The organism is Saccharopolyspora rhizosphaerae (assembly GCF_003931915.1).
Lineage (GTDB): Bacteria > Actinomycetota > Actinomycetes > Mycobacteriales > Pseudonocardiaceae > Saccharopolyspora > Saccharopolyspora rhizosphaerae.
In genome coordinates this window covers 108,951-129,441 of record NZ_RSAA01000006.1, presented here as the reverse complement: position 1 = coordinate 129,441, position 20,491 = coordinate 108,951, and the positions used below count along the sequence as shown (strand labels likewise).

General features: G+C 70.9%; 20 protein-coding genes. 12 read left to right on the top strand and 8 right to left on the bottom strand.

The genetic code is table 11. The annotated features are described in order from the left end of the window. The first annotated feature begins 289 nt into the window (after positions 1–289). Both EIL87_RS06150 and EIL87_RS06145 read left to right on the top strand, forming a co-directional pair. Positions 290–1,681, top strand: a complete 1,392-nt coding sequence (locus tag EIL87_RS06150; RefSeq protein WP_125089192.1) for a sugar porter family MFS transporter — start codon at positions 290–292, stop codon at positions 1,679–1,681. Between the two features lie 40 nt (positions 1,682–1,721). Beyond that, positions 1,722–2,000: a DUF6343 family protein gene (locus EIL87_RS06145; protein ID WP_125089191.1), complete on the top strand. Its 279-nt coding sequence runs from the start codon at positions 1,722–1,724 to the stop codon at positions 1,998–2,000. A gap of 33 nt (positions 2,001–2,033) precedes the next feature. On the opposite strand, the gene EIL87_RS06140 is transcribed toward EIL87_RS06145, so the two are convergent. Both EIL87_RS06140 and EIL87_RS06135 read right to left on the bottom strand, forming a co-directional pair. Continuing rightward, a complete protein-coding gene (locus EIL87_RS06140) occupies positions 2,034–2,864 on the bottom strand; it encodes an MBL fold metallo-hydrolase (RefSeq protein WP_125089190.1) in 831 nt (276 codons plus the stop codon). Between the two features lie 10 nt (positions 2,865–2,874). Continuing rightward, entirely contained in the window at positions 2,875–3,108 is a 234-nt protein-coding gene (locus EIL87_RS06135) for a hypothetical protein (protein WP_125089189.1), read from the bottom strand. Positions 3,109–3,215: 107 nt separating this feature from the next. Here EIL87_RS06135 and EIL87_RS06130 point away from each other — a divergent pair, with 107 nt between their 5' ends. Further along, a complete protein-coding gene (locus EIL87_RS06130; protein ID WP_125089188.1) occupies positions 3,216–4,703 on the top strand; it encodes an ArnT family glycosyltransferase in 1,488 nt (495 codons plus the stop codon). After that, complete coding sequence (locus EIL87_RS06125; protein ID WP_125089187.1) at positions 4,703–5,812, top strand: glycoside hydrolase family 172 protein; 1,110 nt, start codon at positions 4,703–4,705, stop codon at positions 5,810–5,812. Before EIL87_RS06130 ends, EIL87_RS06125 begins: the two co-directional genes overlap by 1 nt. Positions 5,813–7,049: 1,237 nt before the next feature. Here EIL87_RS06125 and EIL87_RS06120 read toward each other — a convergent pair. Beyond that, positions 7,050–7,508 (bottom strand): nuclear transport factor 2 family protein, encoded by a 459-nt coding sequence (locus tag EIL87_RS06120; protein WP_125089186.1) that lies wholly within the window; start codon positions 7,506–7,508, stop codon positions 7,050–7,052. A 139-nt stretch (positions 7,509–7,647) separates the two neighbouring features. Here EIL87_RS06120 and EIL87_RS06115 point away from each other — a divergent pair, with 139 nt between their 5' ends. From EIL87_RS06115 to EIL87_RS06090, 6 genes are all read left to right on the top strand, one after another. Beyond that, positions 7,648–8,577, top strand: coding sequence for an alpha/beta hydrolase (locus EIL87_RS06115; protein ID WP_125089185.1), 930 nt, complete (start codon positions 7,648–7,650; stop codon positions 8,575–8,577). Between the two features lie 532 nt (positions 8,578–9,109). After that, complete coding sequence (locus tag EIL87_RS06110) at positions 9,110–10,456, top strand: MFS transporter (RefSeq protein ID WP_199740282.1); 1,347 nt, start codon at positions 9,110–9,112, stop codon at positions 10,454–10,456. Between the two features lie 67 nt (positions 10,457–10,523). Further along, the gene (locus EIL87_RS06105; protein WP_125089184.1) at positions 10,524–11,456 is read left to right on the top strand and encodes a BKACE family enzyme; all 933 of its coding nucleotides are present in this window, start codon (positions 10,524–10,526) and stop codon (positions 11,454–11,456) included. Then, complete coding sequence (locus EIL87_RS06100; protein WP_125089183.1) at positions 11,456–12,436, top strand: 3-hydroxyacyl-CoA dehydrogenase family protein; 981 nt, start codon at positions 11,456–11,458, stop codon at positions 12,434–12,436. The genes EIL87_RS06105 and EIL87_RS06100 overlap by 1 nt, the downstream gene beginning before the upstream one ends. Before the next feature lie 59 nt (positions 12,437–12,495). After that, positions 12,496–13,581: a LacI family DNA-binding transcriptional regulator gene (locus EIL87_RS06095; RefSeq protein ID WP_125089182.1), complete on the top strand. Its 1,086-nt coding sequence runs from the start codon at positions 12,496–12,498 to the stop codon at positions 13,579–13,581. A gap of 12 nt (positions 13,582–13,593) precedes the next feature. Next, entirely contained in the window at positions 13,594–14,622 is a 1,029-nt protein-coding gene (locus tag EIL87_RS06090; RefSeq protein ID WP_125089181.1) for a ketopantoate reductase family protein, read from the top strand. 99 nt (positions 14,623–14,721) lie between these two features. Here the strand turns inward: EIL87_RS06090 and EIL87_RS06085 are convergent, their stop codons facing one another. From EIL87_RS06085 to thpD, 4 genes are all read right to left on the bottom strand, one after another. Then, positions 14,722–15,099 carry a DUF2267 domain-containing protein gene (locus EIL87_RS06085; RefSeq protein WP_125089180.1) on the bottom strand — a complete coding sequence of 126 codons (378 nt, stop codon included), beginning with the start codon at positions 15,097–15,099 and terminating at the stop codon, positions 14,722–14,724. A gap of 92 nt (positions 15,100–15,191) precedes the next feature. Continuing rightward, positions 15,192–15,386: a CsbD family protein gene (locus tag EIL87_RS06080; RefSeq protein ID WP_125089179.1), complete on the bottom strand. Its 195-nt coding sequence runs from the start codon at positions 15,384–15,386 to the stop codon at positions 15,192–15,194. A 33-nt stretch (positions 15,387–15,419) separates the two neighbouring features. Then, entirely contained in the window at positions 15,420–15,812 is a 393-nt protein-coding gene (locus tag EIL87_RS06075; protein WP_125089178.1) for a DUF2267 domain-containing protein, read from the bottom strand. A gap of 92 nt (positions 15,813–15,904) precedes the next feature. Continuing rightward, positions 15,905–16,807 (bottom strand): ectoine hydroxylase, encoded by a 903-nt coding sequence (thpD, locus tag EIL87_RS06070; RefSeq protein WP_125089177.1) that lies wholly within the window; start codon positions 16,805–16,807, stop codon positions 15,905–15,907. Between the two features lie 861 nt (positions 16,808–17,668). Here thpD and EIL87_RS06065 point away from each other — a divergent pair. After that, on the top strand, positions 17,669–18,100 hold the full coding sequence (locus EIL87_RS06065; RefSeq protein ID WP_158628599.1) for an STAS domain-containing protein: 432 nt from the start codon (positions 17,669–17,671) through the stop codon (positions 18,098–18,100). 80 nt (positions 18,101–18,180) lie between these two features. Continuing rightward, positions 18,181–18,912: a GAF and ANTAR domain-containing protein gene (locus EIL87_RS06060; RefSeq protein WP_158628598.1), complete on the top strand. Its 732-nt coding sequence runs from the start codon at positions 18,181–18,183 to the stop codon at positions 18,910–18,912. A gap of 175 nt (positions 18,913–19,087) precedes the next feature. Here the strand turns inward: EIL87_RS06060 and EIL87_RS26760 are convergent, their stop codons facing one another. After that, the gene (locus tag EIL87_RS26760) at positions 19,088–19,228 is read right to left on the bottom strand and encodes a hypothetical protein (protein ID WP_158628597.1); all 141 of its coding nucleotides are present in this window, start codon (positions 19,226–19,228) and stop codon (positions 19,088–19,090) included. Positions 19,229–20,491: the final 1,263 nt, after the last annotated feature.

Here is a 20,491-nt window from a genome sequence, read left to right as displayed (position 1 = left end):
TCGGAGGCCGCTGTCCGGGTCGGTGTCGGGTTCGTTGCGGATGCGGAACGCGATCGGCAACGTCCGAGGGCCGCCGCTGCACGGCCCGCTGCCGGTTGGTGCGGCTCGTCGTTTCACTCGGACAGGCGTGGTCGTGTTCGGCCACCCACGGACTGGATTGCGGTGTCTCCAGCGGTGCGGGACGGTGTGCCGCGGCCACCGGAAGCGGATGTCCACAGTGGTCACCAGTGGACCGCTCGACGTCCTGCGGGCTGCGCGGTGCGCAGCCCTGGCGGAGGGAGGCGGCGCGATGACGGGGTCCACGAACGAGGTCGAGCCGCGGACCGGCAGCGGGGGAGCGGTCGTCGTAGGCGCGTCGTTGACCGCCGCGCTCGGCGGTCTGCTGTTCGGCTACGACACCGGGGTCATCTCGACGGCCCTGCTCTACATCTCGCCCGAGTTCGAGCTCAGTTCGGTCGGGCAGCAGGTCCTGGTGTCCTCGCTGTTGGTCGGGGCGGTGATCGGGGTGCTCGGCGGCGGGCCGCTGGCGGACCGGTACGGGCGCCGGCGCGTCCTGCTCGGAGTCGTCGTCCTGTTCACCGCGGCGACGGTCGCGTGCGCGCTGGCCTCCGACGCGGTGGTGGTGACCGCCTCCCGGGGTGTGCTGGGGCTGGCGATCGGTGCGTCCTCGCTGGTCGTGCCGACCTACATCGCCGAGATGGCGCCCCGGCGACGCCGCGGCGCGCTGGTGTCGCTGCACCAGTTGATGGTCACCGTCGGCATCCTCGCCTCGTACCTGGTCGGCTACGCCCTCTCCAGCGGTGGCCACTGGCGGTGGATGTTCGCCGTGGCCGTCGTTCCGTCGGTGGTCATGCTGGCGGGCCTGCTCGTGCTGCCGGAGAGCCCGCGCTGGCTCGTCGGCCGCGGTCGCCGCTCCGAAGCGCGTGACGTGCTGCTGCGCACGCGTCCCGCGGAGGACGTGGCGGACGAGCTGGCCGAGATCACCGCGACCGCGCACGCCGAGCAGCGAATCTCCTACCGAGCGCTGCTCGGCCGCGGTTACCGGCGTTGGGTTTCGGTGGGCGTGGCCGCCGCGGGCACCAGCCAGGTCGTGGGCGTCAACGCGGTCATCTACTACGCGCCGACCATCCTCACGAACGCGGGTTTCGGCGACGCAGCGGCCATCCTCGCCTCGGTGGGCATCGGCACGGTCAACGTCCTGTTCACCGTGCTGGCGCTGGTCTTCATCGACCGGCTCGGCCGTCGCCCGCTGATCCTGGGCGGCACGGTGGTCGTGATCGCGGCGCTGGTCGTCGTCGGAGCCCTGTTCACCCAGCCGCTGCGCGGACCGGTCGCGTTCGGCGTGATCGGCGCGCTGATCGTGTACGAGGCGGCGTTCGCCTGCAGCCTCGGCATCGCGATCTGGCTGGTCAACAGCGAGATCTTCCCGAACAGCGTGCGGGGCAAGGCGGCCTCGTTCGGCATCGTCACGCACTGGGGGCTGGACCTGGCGGTGTCGATCAGCGTGCTCACCCTCATCCAGGCGCTCGGAGCTCCAGGCGTCTTCTGGCTCTACGCCCTGCTCGGCACCGTCGGTCTCGCCTACCTGGTCCGGTGGCTGCCCGAGACGAAGAACCGCAGCCTGGAGGAGATCGAAGCCTCGTTGCGCGCCGAACCCGCGCCGGAATCCTCGCGCTCGTAGGCACGTGTGCTTCACCGTGCCGGGCGGGTAGTCCAGGAGCATGAAGAAGCGTTCCCGTGCCGAGTACGAGCGAGGACTGCCCGGCTACCACGACCCGATGGCCGGTGTCGCGGGCGCGCCCTACGCGCGCAGCGCGCTGACCCTCCGGCTGTGGCTGGCCGGGTTCGGGTTGTTGTTCTGCGCCGTCGCCGGAGTGCTGGTGCTGCTGTGGATCCCCGAGCTCGCGTGGCTCGGCTGGGTCCTGGTCGCGCTCGCCGTGATCGCCGCGGTCGACTTCGCGTGGGTCGCGCACCGCAAGCGCCGCGGCGAGCCGGGCTGAAACTCCGGCGAGTACGGGTCTCCGCGCTCCCGGTCAGCCGGAGTGCGGCGCGGGCAGGGCGATGTCGTGCGGCCTTCCCGGGAGCACGTACACCACCCCCGGGATCCCGCGGCGGGCGACTTCGACCTGGAACTCCGACAGCGGTGACGTGAACAGCCCGTAGTCGGAGTGGTGGATCGGAACCGCTTGCCGTGGGCGCAGCAGCTCCAGCAGGTCGGCCCCTTCCTCGTGGTCCAGGCTGAGCAGGTGGCCGAGCAGCCGCGTTCCACCGAGGTGCACCAGGGCGAGGTCGATGTCCGGGTAGCGCCTGCGGATCTCGGCGAGGTCGGCGTGCATGATCGTGTCGCCGCTGATGTACATCCGCAGCCGCCGGCGCCCGGGCGGCTCGTAGTCCAGCAGGGTGCCCATCACCGGTGGCGCGACGACACCCACCACACCCCGCGCGTGGCGGCCCGGCAGCGAGGTGACGGTCAGGTGTGCGCCGTCCTTGCTCATCGACCACTGGCTCCACCGGGGCATCGGCACGGATTCGGCGAACCCGCACTTGCGCAGCTTGTCCGCGGCGTGGGGCGTGGTGACCAGGGGGAGGTCGCGGTCCAACTCCCGTTCGGCGACCCGGTCGAAGTGGTCGCCGTGCAGGTGTGAGAGCACCACGGCGTCCAGCGGGGGCAGCTCGTCGATCGTCATCGCCGGGTTGGTGCGCCGTTTCGTGACGATGCCGTGTCCGATGTAGATCCACTGGCCGCGCCGCACGAAGTTGGGGTCGGTCAGCAGCGTGAACGGTCCGAGCCGCAGGAGCGTGGTCGCGGTGCCCACGAAGGTCAGCGTGCAGTCGGCTCCGGTGGGCAAGGTCGCGTCGCTCATCGGTGCCTCCTCAGCGGAGCCGCGAGGGCTCGTGGTCCTCGTCCGGGTTCTCGGGGGCGTCCGGCACCTCGGGTGCGGCCGGCTTCGCGGGGGAGGGGGCTTCCGGCTTGTCCGGGCTCGTCGGCCCGCCCGGGTTCTCGGGGCCGCTCGGTGTGGTCGGGCCGCCCGGGTTCTCGGGGTTGTCGGGTTGTTCGGGCTCGCCCGGGTCTCCGCGCCAGCGGTCGAGCAGCGGCGTTGCGGCCATGGTCCTCCCTCCACGAACTGCTGGTCCTCCTGGACTACCCGTGCCCAGCAGCCGGTCAACCCCGCCGTGCGGCATAGGACCGGTGCTGCAGGGGGTAGAGGACGGGAGTGGACTCGCTCCGCCAGCCGCACCACGCACCGCCCCGCCGGCCGCCGGTGGCGTGGGGCCCGCTGTGCCTGATCGCCGCAGGTCTGGCCGCGCTCCTCGTCCCCCTCGCCGGGACCCGCGAGTGGTTCGCCGACGAGCTCTACCTGTTGGCGGCGGGACACCACCTGAGCTGGGGTTATGCCGACCAGCCGGTGCTGATGCCGCTGCTCGCGCGCATCGGGGAGGCCGTGCTCGGCGGCGCGCGCATCGGCGTGCGCCTGCCCGCCGTCCTCGCCGCGGTCGTCGGGGTGCTCATCACCGGGCTCATCGCGCAGGAGTTCGGTGGAGGGCGTGGTGCGCAAGCCCTGGCCGCGACCACCTACGCCATCTCGCCGCAGACGGTGAGCGGTGGGAGCCTGCTCCAGACCCAGTCGGTCGACGCGGTCGCCTGGGCGGTCACGACGTGGCTGGTGGTGCGGTGGGTGCGGCTGCGCGACGGGCTCTCACTGCTGCTGATCGGACTCACCGGCGCCGTCGCGGTCCAGGCGAAGTACCTGATCGCGGTGCTGTGGGCGGCCTGCTTCCTCACCGTGGCGGTGCTCGGCCCGCGCGAGGTCCTCCGCCGTCCCGCGCTGTGGGCGGGCGCCGTGGTGGCGGTCCTGTCGACGCTGCCGTACCTGGCTTGGCAGCACCGGCACGGGTGGCCGCAGCTGAGGCTGGTGAGCGCGGTGCGGGAGGAGACGGCGACCACCGCGAGCGGGCCGCTGGCGTTCGTGCCGTTGAGCGTGCTGGTGGCCGGGGTGGTCGCCGGCGCCGTCCTGTTCAGCTACGGCCTGTGGCGGTTGCTGCGGTCGGCCGCGCTGGCGCCGTACCGGTTCCTCGGCTGGACGTGCGTGGTCGTCCTGGTGGTGTTCCTGGTCAGCGGTGGCCGCTACTACTACTGCGCGGGCCTGTTCCCGCTGTGCTTCGCCGCCGGAGCGGTCGAACTCCTCAACCGCACGGCCGCGACACCGCGGCGCGCCGCCGTGATCGGGGTGGTGTGGCCGGTGTCGGCCGTGCTGTCGGTGCTGCTGGTCGTCCTGCCCCACCCGCTGCCGGGGACGAGCGCGCTCACCGCACCGACGGTGCGCGGCAGCGCGGGGTGGCGGGAGCTGGCCGACGCCGTCGCCCACGAGCACCGCACGCTGCCCGCCCGCGGCACGCCCCTGGTGACGGCCCACTTCTGGCAGGCGAGCGCGCTGGACCGCTACGGCCGGGAGCGCGGGTTGCCGGAAGCGCACAGCCCGCACCGCGGCTACTGGTTCTTCGGCCCGCCACCGGACACGGCGTCCGCGTTGGTCGTCGGCGTTTCCGAACCGCTGCGCGCGAACTGCCGCAGCACGCGGCAGCTCACGACCTTCCGCGGCGAACTGGGGTACCCGGGCATCAACGACCAGGTGCCGATCTGGTTGTGCGAGGGGCGGATCGCCCCGTGGCAGGAGGTCTGGCCGTCGCTGTACGAGCCGTGATGGGAGGCGTGGTGGAGGAGCTCTGGCAGTTACCGACGAGGCGCACGCGGTCGGTCTCCCCGGAGAACCCGACCGGAGCGAAGGGTGCGGGTGCGCGGGCCACCGAGGGCACCGGTGCGTCCGCGGCGCGGGACCTGGGAGCCGGTTGGAAGGTCTCGCCGTCGATCGCGCTGGGCGCCGGCCGGACCGAGACGCTGGCCGACGTCGCCGGTCCCGGCGTCGTCCAGCACATTTGGCTGACCACCGAGGTGGCCGGCGTGCGTGACCTGGTGCTGCGGATGTTCTGGGACGACGAGGAGCAGCCGTCCGTGGAAGTGCCGCTCGGCGACTTCTTCTGCAACGGGTGGGCCGAACTCGCACTGGTCGACTCCGAGGTCGTGGTCGTCGCGCCCGCAGGCGGCTTCAACAGCTACTGGCCCATGCCGTTCCGCAGGCGCGCCACGATCACGCTGGAGAACACCACCCGCCGCACCCTCCCGGTCTACTACCAGGTGACCTACCAGGAGCGGGACCTTCCGGAGCGGATCGGCCACTTCCACGCGAGCTGGCGGCGCAGCAACCCGCTCGGGGAACCGGCGGTGCACACGATCGTCGACGGGATCATCGGCACCGGTCGGTACGTCGGCACGTACCTGGCCGTTCAGCCCGGCGCGCCGGGGTGGTGGGGCGAGGGCGAGGTGAAGTTCTTCCTGGACGGAGACCAGGAGCACCCGACGATCTGCGGAACCGGCACCGAGGACTACTTCGGCGGCGCGTGGAACTTCGACGTGGGCGGCCGCTACGTCCCCTACTCGACCGGCCAGCTGGGTCTGAACCAAGTGCTGCCGCCGCACGAGGTCTACCGCCCGCACCAACGGTTCGGCATGTACCGCTGGCACCTGCGCGACCCGATCTGCTTCGAGCAGGACCTGCGGGTCACCGTGCAGGCGCTCGGCTGGAAGGTGGGCGGGCGCTACCTGCCGCTGACCGACGCCGACATCGCGGGCACGGCGTTCTGGTACCAGACCGAACCGCACGCGCCGTTCCCGCCGCTGCGCACCCAGCAGCGCACCGGGTCCCGGCCCAGCCCCGTCACCTGGGTCCGAAACCTCCTGCGCGGCACCGGGTAGCGATTTCACAGGCCTAGTTCGGCTGCGTCGGACGGGTACGCCGCCTTGAAACTGCGCGATGATCTTCGCCTGGTAAGCGGGGTCCGGGCCGTAGTCGGTGATGGCTTCGCGCGCGGCAGCGGCATCACCTTCGGCCAGCGCGTCGTACAGCGTCGGCCAGTTCGAGGAGAGCCAGCTCATCGCGCCGGCCGAGAGGGAGTACGAGGACGATCCCGAGGAGTAGGTGGGCGTGGAGGTCTGCCCACCGCCGTAGGAGGTGTAGGGCGCCTCCCAGCCGAGCCGGTCGGCGGTGGCGGCGTCGAAGGCGTGGCAGGTGGGCTTGGAGATCTGGCGCCGGTAGCACGCCTCGGAGAAGCGGATCCACTCCTGCGTGAACTCCTCGGCACCCGGCCCGTCGCAGGCCGGAGCGTGCGCCCCCTCCCGGTGCAGGTCAGGGCAGGGCTTGCGGTGGGGTAGGCGGGGCCGGCCGATCCAGAGGACCCGGTGGACGCGGACGGTGCCGGGGGGCGCGGGCTGGGTCACCGTGACGGTCGGAGGAGCAGCGGGGGTGCCGTCAGAGCGATCGGGAGCGTGCACCCGCTCACCCCGAACGCCAGTGCGGTGGACACCAGAGCGGCTTTCGCAGTGCGCGGGACGACATCCCCCAGTGCTCGCAGAAGTCCCTCGGCCGAGCCTGATCCACCGCAAATGGGGTGAGCCGGTGCGCTGCTGTCGGCAAGCCGTGGAGCAGAGGATGCCGACCGAGCGCACGGACGCACAGGGGCCTCAGTCCTGATCAGAACCCCTCTGCGTGGCGGGTGCGGGTAGCAGGAGTCCAGGGCGGGCACAGCGCCGCGGTTCCGTGGACTTCGTGCGGCGCACCTCGAGTGTTCGAACAGGGGGCCTCCCGACCTGCTCGCGACGAACCCGCGCAGTACCTCAGGAGGTGCGAGCTGAGCCCACGCCAGGAACATGCGGCTCCGCACCGCTCGAACACCTCCCAGGTTCCCCGGTACCCGAAGTGGAACGACCGCAGGCGATCGCGAGGTGTGGCGGCCCTGCGCTTCCGCATCCCCGACCGCGGGGTGATCACCCCGGGCCGCATCGCGAGGAGGGGAGCGGCGGCGCGCCGCTGGGTCCTGGGAGGTCGTGCTGCGACCGTGAGCGGCGCGCCGGGTCGGTGCTCAGTCGTAGCCGCGGACCAGCCGAGTTCTTCACCGACGCCCAAGACGACCACACCCAGCCCGGGTGTTGCCGGTCAGTGCAGTGGGAGGCGTGTGCCTCGTTCCTCCGCTGGCCGCGGGCCGAAGATGCGGCGGTCGGACTCGTCGATGCGGACGTCGTTGATGCTGGCTTCGCGGCGGCTCATGAGGCCCTTGTCGGTGAACTCCCACAGCTCGTTGCCGTAGCTGCGCCACCACTGGCCCGCTGCGTCGTGGCACTCGTACTGGTACCGCACCGCGATCCGGTTGCCGCGGAACGCCCACAGCTCCTTGCGCAACGCGTAGTCGAGCTCGCGATCCCACTTGCGCCGCAAGAACTCGACGATCTCCGCACGGCCGGAGAGGAACTCGTCCCGGTTGCGCCAGGCGGAATCCTCTGTGTAGGCCAGCGCGACGCGTTCGGGATCCTGCGTGTTCCAGGCGTCTTCCGCTTTCTGGACCTTCTCCAGCGCGGTTTCCTCGGTGAACGGCGGGAGCGGGGGTCGTTCCGTCATGGTCCTCCTCCTCAGGGCAGCGTCTCGGGGGCGGGGGACATCATCCTCCCGCCGCGGACGCGGTGTCGCGACCAGCAGCGGTGGCGGGTCGGGCCGGTGCGGTGGGATCGTGGCGGCAACCCGCACTGCAGGGGGCAGCATGCACCTCGATCCCGAACTGGCGGCAGCCGTGCCCGCCTTGCCCGACCTGCACATCCACGACCTCGACGGGGCCCGTGCCCGGATGGCGGAGCTCGCCGCGAAAGCCGCGCAGCCGATCAGCGACGCGGTCACCACCACCGATCACGAGGTTCCCCACGGCGAGGACGTGCGGGTCCCCGTCCGCGTCTTCCGGCCCGCCGGCGCGGCTGCAGCGCTGCCCGCCGTGCTGCTCCTGCACGGCGGTGGCTTCGTGATGGGCAGCATCGACTCGCTCACCGCCCAAGCTGCGGACCTGTGCGAGCACCTGCCCGCGGTCGTCGTCGCCGTCGACTACCGCTGGGCACCCGAACGCCCGTACCCGGCTGCTGTGCGGGACTGCGAAGCCGTGCTCGACTGGACGGCCTCGCAGTCCGCGTCGCTCGGCGTGGACGCCGAGCGCATCGCCGTGCACGGCATGAGCGCGGGTGGTGGTCTCGCCGCCGCCTTGACGCTGCTGGTCCGGGACCACGGCGGCCCGCCGGTGCGCTTCCAGGTGCTCGACGCCCCGGAGGTCGACGACCGCGTCGAGACGCACTCGGCACGGGTGTTCCAGGAGACACCGCTGTGGAACCACTCCGACGCCGTGCTGAGCTGGCGGCACTACCTGCGCGGGTGGAACGGGGAGGTCCCCGCCTACGCGGCCCCCGCACGCGCGCACGACCTGTCCCGCCTCCCTCCCGCCTACGTGTCGGTGTACGAGAACGACCCGCTGCGCGACGAAGGCCTGGCGTACGCCTCCGGACTGCTGCGCGCCGGGGTGTCGGTCGAGCTGCACCTGTTCCCCGGGACGTTCCACCGGTCGGCGGTGCTCACGGGCGCCGCGGTGTCCCGCCGCCAGGCCGGTGAAACCCTCGACGCCCTGCGCCGTGCCCTGCACCCGCCTGCATGACTCAGCGTCATCTGTTGAACTCGCCTTGCAGGACAGGGTGTTTCGGTGACGGAATCGTCTTCCGGGCGCACGTGTCAGCCGGTTCCGGAGAGACGTGAGGGTGACGACGAGGTTGCGCGAAGGGTCGCGTCCTCTGCCGCATCGCGGAGAACGCGCAGCTCACCCGGTCCGGCGCCGCGGTGGCCGGAACCGTGGCGGTGAGGCGCAGGACAGGACGAGCGCTGGCGGATGTGCGCCGGGCCGCCGGAGTTCCAGGGACGCCACGGCCGCGGTGCTGCTGGACGGTGACCGCAAGCGCGGCTGGGGCCCGGCGTCACCGGCACGGCGCCGCTGCCGAAGCCGCTTCCGAGGGCGCGAGCTTAACGTTGCTTAAGGCGCGGGGCCGTCCTTAGCGTGCGTCCCACGTCGCCGCTGACGTGCCGGTGGCCGACTCCGACCCGGTCGACGTACGCCCGGACCCGGAGCTCGCCGGGACTCGCAGCGGGCACTGCGGCACGACCTGCACGCCACGCACCGAGCGGAAAGGACAACGATGTCCTCCACTTCCGACAGCTCCGCCGCCACCGCGGAGGACCCGCGGTTGACGCGGTTGATCACCCGCAAGCTGATGCCGCTGTTGATGGTCGCCTACGTCATCTCGTTCATCGACCGCACCAACATCGGGCTCGCGAAGACCCACCTCGAGGCCGACATGGGGATCTCGGCGGCGGCCTTCGGCCTGGGCGCGGGCCTGTTCTTCCTCGCCTACTCGTTGTGCGAGGTTCCCAGCAACCTGCTCATGCACCGCTTCGGGGCGCGGTTCTGGATCACGCGGATCATGGTCACCTGGGGCCTGCTCTCGGCGGGCATGGCCTTCGTGCAGGGCGAAACCTCGTTCTACGTGATGCGAGTGCTGCTGGGCATCGCGGAAGCCGGTTTCTTCCCCGGCGTCATGCTGTACCTGACGTACTGGTTCACGCGTCGCCAGCGCGCTGCCGCCATGGGCACCTTCCTCGCCGCGGTCCCGATCGCCAACATCATCGGCGCGCCGCTGAGCGGGGCGATCCTGGGGCTCGACGGTGTCGCCGGCCTGCAGGGCTGGCAGTGGATGTTCCTCCTGGAGGGGATGCCCGCGGTCGTGCTCGCGGTGGTCGTGTGGAAGCTGCTGCCCGACGGCCCGCGGGATGCGCCGTGGCTCAGCGAGGAGCAGGCCGGTCGGCTGGAGGCGCACCTCGAAGCCGAGCAGGAGGCCGGAGCGGCCGAGTCCGGCACGCACTCCTTCGCCGGGGTGTTCCGGGACAAGTTCCTCCTCATGACCATCGCGATCTACTTCTGCCACCAGATCGCGGTCTACAGCCTCACCTACTTCTTGCCCACGATCATCGAGTCCTGGGGCGAGATGGACAGCTTCACGGTCGGCTTGATCACGGCCCTGCCGTGGGTGGCCTCGGCGGCTGGTGCGCTCCTGCTGCCGCGCCACGCGACGAACGCCGCGCGCTCCCGCACCATCCTGGTCGGCGGCCTCGCCGCGATGACGGCGGGGTTGCTCATCGCCGCGGTCGCACCCGCCGTCGTCGCGATCCTGGGCTTCTGCCTGACCGCCGCGTGCTTCTTCGTCGTGCAGCCGATCATGTTCGCGGTGCCCTCGACCCGCTTGTCGGGCGCGACGCTGGCCGGCGGGATCGCGCTGATGAACACCATCGGGATCCTCGGCGGTTTCGTCGGCCCCTACGTGATGGGCCTGCTGGAGGAGGCGACCGGCAGCGCGGTGTCCGGTCTGTGGTTCGTCGCCGCGCTCGTGGCGGTCGGTGCCCTCCTCGGACTGCGGTTCCCCACGCGCGACCCGGAATTCCACGACAGCGTGGCGGAGGTGGGCCGGCCCGCTGCGGAGGCGGGGTGACCACCTCGCCCACCGCACGCCGTGCGTGCTGACGTCCACGACTCCACCCCAGAACCCGGAGGTACCCGTGCCCGCTGCACGGAAGGTCATCATCACCAGCGCCGTCACCGGCGCCATCCACACGCCGTCCATGTCGAAGCACCTGCCGGTGTCGCCCGAGGAGATCGCCGAAGCCGCGATCGGGGCCGCCGAGGCCGGTGCAGCGGTCGTGCACATGCACGCCCGGGACCCCCGGGACGGCCGGCCGTCGCAGGACCCGGCGCACTTCGCGCCGATCCTCGATTCGCTCAAGCGCAACACCGATGCGGTCGTCAACCTCACCACCGGTGGCTCGCCGCACATGACGGTCGCCGAGCGGATGCGTCCCGCGGTGGAGTTCAAGCCGGAACTGGCGTCGATGAACATGGGCTCGATGAACTTCGGGCTGTACCCGATGTTGGACCGGTTCCCGGAGTTCGAGCACGACTGGGAGCGGGAGCACCTGGAGAAGAGCCGAGACCTGGTGTTCAAGAACACCTTCGCCGATATCGAGACCATCCTCGAGCACGGCCGCGCGAACGGGACGCGCTTCGAGTTCGAGTGCTACGACATCGCGCACCTGAACAACCTCGCCCACTTCCGGGACCGCGGACTCACCGACGGACCGCTGTTCGTCCAGTCGGTCTTCGGCCTGCTGGGCGGGATCGGTGCCCACCCCGAGGACCTCATGCACATGCGCCGCACGGCGGACCGCCTCCTCGGTGCGGACTACCAGTGGTCGGTGCTGGGCGCCGGGCGCAACCAGCTGAACCTGGCCAGCATCGGCGCTGCGATGGGATCGCACGTGCGCGTCGGTCTCGAGGACTCCCTGTGGATCGGCCCCGGGCAGCTGGCGGAGAGCAACGCCCAGCAGGTGACCCGGATCCGCACCGTGCTCGAAGCGCTCAACCTCGAGGTCGCCACGCCGGACGAGGCCCGCGAGGTCCTGCAGCTCAAGGGCCGCTCGGCCGTGGGCTTCTGATGGCCGGGGCCTTCGTGCGCGTCGCGGTGGTCGGCGCCGGGTACATGGGCGGTGGCATCGCGCAGTCGTTCGCGGCGCACGGCATCGACTGCGACGTCGCCGACGAGTCGGCGCAGCGCGCGAGGGAGCGGGTGCAGCGGCTGCACGAGGAGGCCGGCGAGTTCGCCGCCGACGGGCTGTTGCCGCCACGGATGGCCGACGCCGTGCGGGAGCACCTCCGCGCAGCCGACTCACTCGAGTCCGCAGTGGACGGTGCCGGCTACGTCGCCGAAGCGGTTCCCGAGCGCGTCGACATGAAAAGCGCAGTGTTGGAGCGCATCTCGGCGAACGTCGGCCGGGACGTGGTGATCGGGACCAACACCTCGGCCATCCCGATCGGGGAGTTGGCCTCGAACGTCACCGCGCCCGAGCGCTTCCTCGGAGTGCACTGGATGAACCCCGCGCCCTTCGTGCCCAGCGTCGAGGTCATCCCGGCGGCCGGCACGGGCTCGTCGGTGGTCGAGCACGTCGTCGAACTCCTGCGCAGCGTCGGGAAGGTGCCGACCGTGGTCGGCGACTCCCCGGGGTTCGTCGCCAACCGCCTCCAGTACGCGCTGTTCCGCGAGGCCGCGCGCCTGGTGGAAGAAGGAGTGGCCGCTCCGGCGCAGGTCGACGAGGTGGTCCGCAACTCCTTCGGCTTCCGGCTGCCGTTCTTCGGCCCGTTCGCCATCGCCGACATCGCCGGACTCGACGTCTACCGCGACGGGTTCACGACGCTGGAAGCCGCCTACGGCGAGCGCATCGGCACCCCGCACCTGCTCACCGACCAGGTCGAGCGGGGACGGCACGGGCTCAAGAGCGGGCAGGGCTTCTACGAGTTCACCGACGGGCTCGGTGCTGAGGTGGCCCGCCACCGCGACCGCGCCTACGCCGAGCTCAACCGGCTGCGCGAGCGACTCGGACGGGTCGAGCTCCGCGAGCAGGCCGACCCACCGCGGTGACGACCTCCAGCGCTGCCTTCGCTGTTCCCCGCGAGCGGACGAGGGGAGAGGCTACCGGCATGCAGTCGAGCAACCACGGTCGCAAGACGGGTGTCCGGGCGCTCCGGGTCTCCGCCGCGGACGTCGCCAGGGAAGCCGGGGTCACGCCGGCCACGGTCTCCTACGTCTTCAACGGGCGCGCCGGTGTGTCCGCCGAGATGCGCCAGCGGGTGCTGCGGATCGCGCGCGAGATGGGCTACCCGCTCGAACGCCACCACGCCAAGCTCGACGCCGACCGCACCCGCGTGCTCGGTCTCGTCCTGGCCCACATCGACAACCCCTTCTACGCCGACGTCGCGGCGGGCACCATCGACGCCGCACGCGGTCAGGACTACGAGGTCTTCCTCGCCCACACCCAGGAGAGTCCCGAGACGCTGGCCGGCGTCGTGGAGGCCATGATCGCCCGGCGCGTGGACGGGGTGGTGCTCACGGTGCTGCACCCCGACGACGGCGGGATCGTCCGGCGGCTGCGGCGGGCACGGATGCCGTTCGTGCAGCTGATCCGCCGGATCCCCGACCTGCACGCCGACTTCATCGGCATCGACGACGTCAGGGCGGCCGAGGAGGTCTTCTGCCACGTCGTCGAGCACGGCTACACCGACCTCGCCGTCGTGACCGGGCCGCGCAACTCCTCGTCGTCGGGCAGCCGGGCGGAGGCGTTCGTCGCCACGGCGCAGCGGCTCGGCGTCCCGGTGCCGCCGCACCGCAGGCTCACCACGAGCCTCACCGCCGAAGGCGGCAACCACGCCGCCCAGCGCTTGATCGACACCGGCCAGCTGCCCCGCGCGATCGTCTGCGGATCGGACGCGATCGCCTCCGGGGTGATCGGGAGCCTGCGCGGGAACGGGATCAGGATCCCCGAGGACGTCGCCGTCACCGGCATCGACGGGGTCTTCCCGGTCGCCTCGATGCTCGCCGAGCTGACCACCATCTGCGTCCCCCGACGGCACATGGCGGAGCTGGCCGTCGACCGGCTCATCCGGCGGATCGACGGAGCGGGCGGACCCACCCGCGAGTCCATCCGGCCCTACGAACTCCACATCGGCACGACCTGCGGTTGTCCACCACGCGCGCTCTCGCCGCACGAGCGCGCCCGCGAGACCTGAACAGGAGCGACCATGGCAGAACGCATCATCGTCGTCGGAGGCGGCGCGATCGGCGGTGTCGCCGCCGCGCAGATGGCCCAATCGGGTCTCGACGTCACGGTGCTCGACGCCGACCAGGACCACGTCGCCCGGCTCCGCGAACCGGGCTTGCTGTTCGAGGAGGTCAGCGGCCAGACCTCACGCCGCCGTCTGAACGCGGTCAGCGACCCCGCGGACCTGGGCGGCCCCTTCGACTTCGCGCTGCTCACCGTGAAATCTCCCGCGCTGCGCGCGGCCGTGACTCCGCTGGTCGACGCCAGGCTGGTGGACACCTACGTCGCGCTGGGCAACGGCCTGGTCCACGACCTCGTGCAGTCCCTGGTCGGCCGGGAACGGTTGATCGTCGGCCTCATCGAGTGGGGAGCGACCAACCTCGGCCCGGGGCACCTGCAGCAGACCACCGACGCGCCCACGGTCGTCGGCGAGCTCGACGGCAGCAGCACGGAGCGGCTCGCCCGCCTGCGGCAGGTCCTCGCGACCATCGCAGAGGCGAAGACGACGGCGACCATCGCCAGCCAGGTGTGGACCAAGCTGCTGCTCAACAGCACCTTCTCGGGCCTCGGTGCGGCGGGCGGCTGCCTGTACCGGGACGTCGTGGCCGATCCGGTCGGGCGCGAGGTGGGCCTGCGGCTCTGGCGGGAGGGCTACGACATCGCCCGCGCCCTGGGCATGACGCTCGGCGAGGTGTTCGCGACCCCCGTCGATCAGCTGGTCGCCCGCGACGACGGCGACCGCGCCGCCGCCGAGCAGGCCCTCGACCGCCTGATGTCCCGGGCCGGGCCCACCAAGGCCTCCATGCTCCAGGACCTCCAGCGCTCCCGCCCCACCGAGGTCGACGTCATCAACGGCGGTGTCGTGAGCGCGGCACGCAGCATGGGCCTGGAGGCACCGCTCAACGCCGAACTGACCGCGATCATCCACGAGATCGAGGCCGGCACGGCCGCGGCGGGCCCGGAGTCCTTCCGGCGCTTGGCCAGGATCAGCGACCCGGTGGGGACCTGAGCGAACACCAGGGCCGGTGCTCGGGTGAGCATCGGCCCTGGTGATCGGGCGAGCCGCGGCGCGGGCTCGTGCAGGCACCTCGGTCCCGCGGCGAGCCGCTCACTCCACGACGTCCACCGCGGTGCGGAACTCGCGGGGCAGGTGGCTGACGACGTCGTCGAACTCGCCCCCGGTGACGGCCTGGCTCAGGACGGAGAAGACCGCGCGCACGCCCTCGGTGCTGCCGTCCTCGTCCACGTCGAGCTGTTCCTGCACCTTCTGCCGGAACTCCTCGAAGCTCAGCCCCTGCGCGGCCTCCTCGGCACCCCTCAGTTCCGCGTCCAGGTCGGCCGGGAGCTGGGCCGCGAGGTCTTCCGCTTCACCGCCGGTGATGCGCACGGCCAGCGCGCGCAAGGTCGCGCGCGTCAGCGCTTCAGCGCGATCGGTGGGCAGGTTCGCCTGCCGAGCCACCTGGTCGATGAGCTGGTCCTTCTGCATGTGGTTCTCCTTCCGGGTGGGCGGGATGCGCTGGCACCGGGCGGCGAGTTCGATGGGGGACCATCGAGCCCGCCGCCCGGTGCCGCAGGACGTCAGCTGTTCTTCTGGTCCTTGTCGCCGCCCAGGGCGTCCTTGACCTTCTCGCCGGCCTGCTTCAGGTTCCCCTTGGCCTGGTCGGCCTTGCCCTCGGCCTGCCACTGCTCGTTGCCCGTGGCTTCGCCGAGCTTCTCCTTCGCCTGGCCCTTGAGGTCTTCGGCCTTGTTCTGGGCCTTGTCGTCCGTCGCCATGTCAGCTCCTCCCAGCGGGGTTCATCGGGTTGTTCACGCGCGCACCGGCTCGAAGAGAGGTGCGTAGTCGGTCGGCAACTGCGACCGCAGGTCCTGGATCTCGCCACCGGAGACGAAGCTGCCGATGGTGCTCATGACGGCCTGCGCGTGCCTGAGGGCGTCGTCGGTGCTGCACCCGTGTCCCTCGCGGTGGGCGACCCGGCGGAGGAAGTCCTCGAGGTCGTCGCCGATCTCGGCTTCGCCGGTGGGCCGCATGAGCGGATCCTTCAGCTCGACCGGCAGCTGTCCAGCGAGGTCGTGCGGCTCGTTGCCGGCCAAGCGCTGACCCAACGCGGCCAGGACCTGCTTGGCGGCGGCGTCGGCGTGCTCGCGGTCGCTCGGTCCGCCGCGCTCGCGGAACTGGTTGAGGAACTCGTCGTACTTCATCCTTCTCCCCTCCTGCAGCGGCTTCCGGGGGCCTCAGGACCCGCCGGTCCGCGGCGTGGGTTCTTGCGTGGTTCTGGGTGTCGGCCTCCGCTTCACCGGCTGAGCGGGGTGAAGTCGTGGGAGGCCACGAACTCCGGACGCGGCTGGTTCGCGGCGAAGGGCTCGTGCAACGTGTTCTCCACGCTGTTGAACACGATGAAGATGTTCGAGCGCGGGTAGGGCGTGATGTTGTTGCCCGACCCGTGCATCGTGTTCGAGTCGAACCACAGCGCCGAGCCGGCCGGTCCGGTGAACTGCTCGATGCCGTGCTCGTAGGCGAGCTTGGAGATGTCGTCCTCGGACGGGACGCCCACCTCCTGCTTCTTCAGCGAGGACTTGTAGTTGTCCTCAGGCGTTTCGCCCGCGCACGAGATGAAGGTGCGCTGCGCGCCCGGCATGACCATCAGCCCGCCGTTGAACGGGTAGTTGTCGGTCAGCGCGATCGACAGGCTCACCGCGCGCGGCGCCGGCATGCCGTCCTCGGCGTGCCAGGTCTCGAAGTCCGAGTGCCAGTAGAAGCCGCTCCCGCGGAACCCGGGCATGTAGTTGATCCGGCTCTGGTGGACGTACACGTCGGAGCCGAGGATCTGCCGGGCGCGGTCGAGGATCCGCGGCTGGCGGATCAGGTCGGCGATCAACCGGTTGGTGCGGTGCACGTCGAAGATCGAGCGGACCTCCTCGGTGCCCTTCTCGACCACTGTGCGCTCGTCCGAGCGGATCGCGGGGTCGTCGGTCATCCGCTGCAGCTCCTGCCACTGCTGCTGCACCTCAGCCGGGGACAGCAGCCCGGTGAGCACGTGGAAGCCCTTCTCGTCGTGCTCGGCGAGCTCGGCGGCGCTGGCCGGGCCGTTGTCCACCCCGGGCCACACCACCGGGTCGGTGCGCTCGAGCAGGGCCGACTCGGAGGACCGGGTCGGATAACGGTCTTCGGTGTGTGTCTTCTGCACGGAAGTCATCAGGTGAGCACCTCTGTTCCTCGCTTCGTTTCACTGCGGCCGCGCCACGTCGGTGGCAGCCGAGCCCTCGCCGCGGTGCGCGAAGCGAGCCCCAGCGCCGAATCGACGCACTCCACCTGCATTTGAGGCCGCGCCCGCACTCCGCAGCGGGGCAACCCGACAGCTGGCCTTGGCGTTCAACTGGCGGGGGAACAGCGCCCCGGTGTTTCCAAGAGCGCTACCGTGATCCTGAGATGCCCGGTGGGGACGGGGACTAAACACGACGCTCGCGAACTCGGGTCCTGAGCGGGCGTTCGCTGCGAGGCGATGAGCTCCCCTCGATCCACAACGGAAGGGAGGGGATCGATCCGCCCGGTGGGGACCTCGCCGCGCCTGACGACTCGGCGTTCGAGCGTCGAGCCGAGCGGTGTCCGCCCTGGACGTCCTGATTCGGGACGTTTGCCCCTGGACGTGCACGGGGTAGCCGGGCAGCAGGTCCGCGCTGTCCCGGGCGGCGGCGAACCTAGGCGAGCCCCAGTTGAGGAAGCAGCTGCGGTGCGCCCGGGGGATCACGGGCGTGGGCGTTCTTGGCTTCTCCGAGCGCGCACGCTCGGCCCTGCCTCCTCGGTCCGTTGCGCGGCAACGTTGTTGCCGATCGGCCCGACACCTGTGCGTAGTCGCGGAACACAGGTAGGGTGGCGTCAGCAGGTTGAAAATCCAGCCTTCAGGACACGACCACAACGCAGGGCGTCATTGGTCTCGTGGCCTTCTCACGGCTGGTGATGATCCTTCAGGACCGAGCCCTGAGGGCTCGAGGTTGGTGGCTCCCTGGTCGAAGGGAGCACTCCCCGTATGACCACACCCGTTGGCGATCCTCCGGAAATGCAGCAGAACGCTCCTCCCGCAACTCGGCAGGAGCCGAAGCCTCCGACGCAGTGGAGGACTGCATCCCGGACCGGGTCGGGCCTCCAGCTGAGGGTCGACTACCCGGTTCCCGGCGTCACCGCCATCACGATCGCGGGCGTCATCGACGAGGCCACGCTGCCGCGGCTCGCCGAGCTCGTGCGGCCGAGGCTGACAGGCGTGATCGGCGCGATCGTGCTCGACCTGTCGGCGGTCACGTTCATCAGCGTCTCCGGGCTCGAACTGCTCAAGCGGACCTCCATGGACGCGAGCTCGCGCGGCATCTCACTGCGGCTGGTGGCCACCACCCACGCCGTCCTGCGCGCGTTCCGGATCGCCGGTCTGGACCGGCTCGAATGCCACAGCGATGTGGCCGACGCCCTCTCGCCACCTGCCAGGACGCAGTTCTAAGCTCGGAAGGAGCCACCTCTTCCCCGGCTGCACCACCAGCAGCGGAGAGGTTGTGACTTCTCGAGGAAGGACCTTTGCACGTGACCGTCGAAGAGCCCGCACGACGCGTGGAGAAGGCCACTGACGCTTTCGACCAGTTGGCCACGCTGCTGGATCGGTTCGAACCGCTGGAGACCGTCTTGGACCGCTTGGTCCAGTCGGTCGCGGCCACCATTCCCGATACCGGCAGTGCCACTGTCACCATCGTGCGCGGCGAGGAGCCGCGGACGGCAGCCGCCAGCCACACCTGGGCCGCCGAGCTCGACGACTGCCAGTACCACGCTCAAGACGGCCCTTGCTTGGAGGCGGCTCGCACGGGACAGCTGGTGCGGTTGGACACCAGCAAGCCGGGACGCTGGCCGGAGTACTGCCGCGCGGCCCGCGACCAGGAGGTCGCGGTCGCACTCGGCGCTCCGTTGCTCATCGATCCCCACATCGCTCGGACCACGGCCGCGCTCAACCTCACCGCGCCGGAGCCGAACGCCTTCGACCCGCTCGACGAAGCCCTGCTGGAGATGGTCACCCACGCGGTGGCCACCGCGATCAACCACGCCTACCAGCACCAGAAGGCCCGCGGGCTCGTCGAGCAGCTCGGCAACGCCCTCGACCACCGCGACACGATCGGGCAGGCCAAGGGTCTGCTGATGGCCCGCCACAACTGCGGCCCGGACGAGGCCTTCGAACACCTGCGCAAGGCGTCCCAGCAGGCCAACGTCAAGCTCCACGAGGTCGCCGCCCGACTCGTCGAGCGCGAGAGCGATATCACCCGCTGAACCCCTCCGGCGCGGGCTGATCTCGGCGCCGAGGGACGATCTCAACCGCCAGGAGCCCTCCGCGGACAAGCACCCGCGGCCGTCACCAGTCACATCACCTTCGGATCACCGCTGCGGCCAGTGCCCGCGGGTCCGTTTCACTCCGCCTCCGGAGCCGCGCGGGCCCCCGGCGTGGTCACTCGCCGGTTCGGTTCGCGGAGGGGCCGGCCCTGTCGTGCCCCTCGTCCTCGGTGGTGGGGAGCTGGTTCAGGTCATCGCGGACGCTCCGCGCCATGGCCAGCTCGGCCACGAAGTGCTGATCCGGTGGTTGGCACATCTCTCGATCAATCCTCAATCGTCAACATCAGCCGGAAGGGCTCACCCTTTCCGCTGACGCAAGACTACATTCCGCGACCGCGCGGAATGGGGCGAGAAGAGATCGGAATGGTCGACGTCACGGGTCTGTCGGACGAGGGAGACGTCAATTCGCCGGGGCGCCAATCGAATACCACGATGCGGGATGGTGGGGAGAAAATCGCCGATGATGTTCGGGTGCAACGCTGGTTTCAGCGTGCGGTGAATTCGATCAGTGTCCGATCACGAGCTCGCTACCGCGCGTGATCACCGCTCACTGCAAGTGTTGTTGGTCGCGGCGGAATCGGGGAGGGCGGAGCAGGAGCTCTCCTCGTGCTTCCCAGGCCGCGCGGTGGCGGTGATCAGGTTCTGCAGGCAGCAGGAGTTCCTTCAACCGAAGGTCGAGCACGGTCTCGCAGTCGTCGAGCAGCACCGCGAGCACCGGCGGCCTCTGGCCCTGAGGTGGGTTCCACGATGAGGTCGACCTGTCGCGGGCCAGGGTGATGCGCCCGACGCCGACCTGCAGGAACGCGGGACAGGGCTCCCCGGTGCGCCTCGCCGTCGGGACACTCGAGGGTCCCGACCAAGGCCGCCGAGTCGTCTCTCAGCGCGTCTGCGCTGGCCTGCCTCAAGGCGTCTTCGCTGGTCGCGGCGTGGGTGTGGGGGCCTTGTCGTGGGGTCGTGCGGCTTGGGCCGGGCGCTCGAACTCGGCGAGGATTTCGACCCCGCCCGACACGCCAGGGCCGTCTCAGGAGGCCGGGTGTGTGCGCTGGTCGGGTCCGCGGGTGCGGGAAGGCCGGGTGCTTCGCCCGTACTCGTGGACCGCGGTGCGGGCGGTGGCCTCGTCGGGCAGGCGCGCGCGCCGTGCGGCTTGGCTGGGGGTTCGAACTTCGCAGGATTTCACTGAGCCTCACACGCCCGGCCCTCTGGGAGGCCGGGCGTGCTCGGGCTGGTCGAAGGCCGGCACCCAGCGGGCTTGGTCCCACGCCCACGACCGCTGGCCACGGTGTCGGTGTCGATGATGCCGGGTTCGTGGACCTCGAAGCGCTCCTGCGGATCACCGCTGTGATGAGCTGCACTGCGGCGACACCGAACCTGCCAACGCTGCCGAGGCGCGGGACGGCCGCGAACTTCCCCGTCAGCGAGGTCGTCCACGCGCCGGGTGCTCTTCGACCCTCGCACAGCGAGGGGGGTCACTGATCAGAAACGCTCCTGCCCCCGGGTGCTGAAGTTCCACTGAGAAGGT